Genomic DNA, 1,779 nt, shown 5'->3' with positions numbered 1-1,779 from the left:
GCCATGCTCCGCGCGTCCGGACTCGACTGGTACGAACAGGGCGACGTCTGGGCGAAGTTCGCCACACACCGCGACGCCCCCGCCCCCGTGGCCCCCGAGCGGGCGACCATCCTGACCACCGCCATGCACCACCTGATGCGCCTCGACACCTGGGCGCTCACCCGCGACACCGCCCCACTCGCCCAGCACGGTGGCTGGGTCCACGCCTTCCAGCAGACCGGTCAGGACCTCGCCAGACTCGCCCGCCAGGGCGTCCTCACTCGCGGACTGCGCTCCGTCCTCGTCCACCACCTCCTCTTCCACGCCAACCGCGCCGGCCTGCCGATCAACCACCAAGCCACCATGGCCGCACGGGCGTTGGACGCCGTCTTCCATTCCGACGAGAGCCCCGCGCCCTCGACTTCCACCATCCACACAACCACTAAGGTCACCGATATGACTACTCTCAGCAACGAAACCGGTTCCGCCGAACAGCTGCGCAGCGCCCTCACCGCCCGCCTGCTCGACCAGGGCGCGATCCGCACCGACGCGGTCGAGGCCGCGTTCCGCGCCGTGCCCCGCGAGCCCTTTCTGCCCGGCTTCCCGCTGGAGACCGCCTACGCGGACAACCCCACCTACACCAAGACCGACGGCAGCGGCACCCAGATCAGCGCTGCCTCCCAGCCCGCGATCGTCGCCATGATGCTCGAACAGCTCGCTGCCCGACCCGGCGAGAAGATCTTCGAGGCCGGCGCGGGCACCGGCCTCAACGCCGCCTACCTGAGCCACATCGTCGGCACCGACGGACACGTGGTGACCGTCGACGTGGACGAGGACCTCGTCGACGGGGCCCGCAAGCACCTCGCCGACGCCGGCATCACCAACGTCGAGGCCGTCCTCGGCGACGGCGCGCTCGGCCACCCCGACGCCGCGCAGTACGACCGGGTGATCGCCACAGTGAGCACCACCGAGATGCCCACCGCCTGGCTCCGGCAGGTCAAGCCGACGGGCAGGATCGTCCTGCCGCTGCGCCTGCGCGGCACCGCCAGCCGGGTCATCGCCTTCGAGCGCGGCGAGAGCGGCTGGGTGTCGGTCGACGACCAGCTCGCCGTCTTCATGCCGCTGCGCGGCAGCATGGACGACGCCCGCCGCACCGTCCACCTCACCGGCGAGGGCGACGTCACCCTCCAGGTCCACAAGGACCAGGACCAGGCGGTCGACGCCGAACTGCTGGCCGGCGTCCTCGACACCGAGCGCCACGAGCGCTGGACCGGCGTGACCATCCCGGCCGGCACCACCTACGAGTTCCACGACCTGTGGCTCGCCCTCACCCTCCCCAACTCGATCATGCGGATGAGCGTGGCCAGGACCGCCCGCGACCGCGGCGTCACCCCCATGCTCCCCTGGGGCGCCATGGCCACCGTCCAGGACGGCTCCCTCGCCTACCTCACCCTGGGCGACGGCGAACCCGACAGCGAGGGCCGAAAGACCTACGAGACCGGCATCGTCGGCCACGGCCCCGACGGCGATGCCCTCGCCGACCTCGTCGCCGAGCAACTCCGCGTCTGGAACGCCGGCTTCCGTGGCCGGACCCTGCGCATCGAACTCCCCGACACCCCCGTCACCGCGGACCCGGCCGCCGGCCGCTTCGTCCTGGACCGCCCCAACCACCCGATCACCGTCATCTGGGAGTGACCCACGTGCACCCGACCGGCCCTGTCGCCCAGCGCTTCCCGCTGGTCGCACGCCACCGGCCCGCGTGCCTGCCCCTCAGCGCCCGTGTCGGCCGGCTCTGCGAGC

1 protein-coding gene is annotated in these 1,779 nt (G+C 72.0%); it reads left to right on the top strand.

Features of this window, described 5'->3' with window-relative positions; translation table 11 throughout:
• Positions 1-1,674, top strand: a 1,674-nt coding sequence (gene fxlM / locus AB0O00_RS37850; RefSeq protein WP_363659230.1) for a methyltransferase, FxLD system, incomplete at its 5' end; no start/stop codon positions are given.
• Positions 1,675-1,779 lie beyond the last annotated feature (105 nt).

This window comes from Kitasatospora sp. NPDC093558, assembly GCF_040683475.1.
In the GTDB taxonomy this organism is placed as follows: domain Bacteria; phylum Actinomycetota; class Actinomycetes; order Streptomycetales; family Streptomycetaceae; genus Kitasatospora.
Note: the sequence above shows the minus strand (reverse complement) of the source record. Positions and strands in the feature narration are given on the sequence as shown.